General features: G+C 67.7%; 2 protein-coding genes. One reads left to right on the forward strand and one right to left on the reverse strand.

The window, feature by feature from the left end:
- Window positions 1-920: helix-turn-helix domain-containing protein (locus MBA17_RS48985; RefSeq protein ID WP_238505827.1), on the reverse strand; the 920-nt coding region annotated here is incomplete at its 3' end.
- Between the two features lie 201 nt (window positions 921-1,121).
- On the opposite strand from MBA17_RS48985, the gene MBA17_RS48990 reads away from it, so the two are divergent.
- A complete protein-coding gene (locus tag MBA17_RS48990) occupies window positions 1,122-1,598 on the forward strand; it encodes a hypothetical protein (RefSeq protein WP_238505826.1) in 477 nt (158 codons plus the stop codon).
- The last annotated feature ends 98 nt before the right edge of the window (window positions 1,599-1,696 follow it).

Below are 1,696 nucleotides of genomic sequence, written 5' to 3' on the forward strand. Positions count from 1 at the left end.
TAGCGCCCGTCTCTGACCTTGGTGACGAGGCGTGCGCGGTGCAGTGCGCCGAGGTGGTAGGAGACGGTGCCCGGGGTGTATCCGATCCGGGTGGCGAGTTCTGCGGTCGACCGGGCGGTTTCGAGGTCCGCCAGCAGGGCCGCTCGGGCGTTGCCGACCACGTGCGCGATCCCTCCGGACCTGCGGTCCCGGCTGGCTCCGACACGCTGGGCGGGGTAGTAGAGGACGAACTGCCCGGGGACATCGACCTGGATGATGACGTCGGGCCAGTTGAGCACGCCGGGGGCCAGGACCAGATCCCGGCCGGTGACATCGATTTCGCCATCCCACGACTTGGCGAGGGTAACCGCGTCGCCAGCCCAATCGATGTCGGGGTGGAGTGCTCCGAGCGCTCGGCCGACGCCATGGGTGGCGATGGCCGTCGCGCGATGGGCGATGTCCTGATCCATGATCGAGCACAGTTCGGGCCAGCCGTCGGAGAGAGTATCCCGCCAGAACCGGGCGAGACCGTTGGCGAGACGTCGCTGCATCCGCCCCGACTCCGCGATCCGGCGGGTCGTGGCCCGCAGTGGACTGCTCCAGTGGGTCCGGGCGTAGGTGAAGACCTGGGTTTCGAGGTCGTCCTGCGCCGTGGCCTCGATCTGCGCGATCTGCTCGTCGAGCAGATCACGACGCTGCGCATCCGTCCCTGGCTGCGGGGTGAGCAGGTCGGGCGTGTAGATGTCGCCGTTCTGCGGCAACAGGTCCGCCAGCAGGGCGACGTCCGGATGGGCAAGAGACCCGCGGGCGAGTGGTCCGGGATCTCCGAACACCGGGTGCCGTCCCGACGCGGCGGTGAGCTTCAGCCACGCCATGGACTCCGACGCCGGGGAGGGCGACAACCGTGTCCTGGACACCGTGTCGGCGTCTACACGCAGCATGAGCACCGCCCCGACGGTAGCAGTCGTCGCGGTGGATTTGAACTGGCTCCAATGCTTTGCGGCGCAAGGTCCACGCGGGGTTGAGTGGTGTCGCCGAACAACGGCGGCAACGTTCACTGCCCGATCTGAGGGGGTCGCCTCCGCACGACGGTGATACGTGGCTTGTGCACCCGTCACTCGAAGAACCTGGGAGTGGTTGTCATGACGAGGCTGAAGGACACAACGAAGGCGAAGAGCCGCACGAGGAAGGTCGGCGCGGTCGTGGCCGCGGTGGCGTCGGTTACCGGGATGGTCTTCACAGCGGCGCCCGCCACCGCCGCCGCCTACCCCACCAGCACCTTCTCGATCGAGGTTGGGGCGAGCTACTACAAAGGCACGGTCACCTGGTACAACCGATCGGTCGGCGTCACCGGAGCGTTCAAGGCAGTCGGGTGCCGGCGGGTGTACGCGGATACCCGGTTAGCCAGCACCGGGCGGCGGCTGGACTGGCAGAGTTCCAGCACCTGGTGCGACGAATCCGGGCCCGCGACCCTTGCCGTCAACGCGGACGTCGCCGGCGGGGCCACCAAGGTCAATGTCTGGATGACCACCGGAAACCCCTACGAGGGCCTCGAATACTTCTCCTGCTATCCCGACTTCAGCACTTGCTTCGGTCCCTATGTGGGACTGCCGGAATAACCGCGACGATCAGGCGGATATGGCTGACCGGGGGTGATGGACGGTTGCGGCACCGTCCGGCCTGAGCCCGTGACCGCGCAGGGGCGCCGAATCCGCCA

The sequence above is a fragment of the Dolomitihabitans soli genome, from assembly GCF_022213955.1.
Classification (GTDB): domain Bacteria; phylum Actinomycetota; class Actinomycetes; order Streptosporangiales; family Streptosporangiaceae; genus Streptosporangium_A; species Streptosporangium_A soli.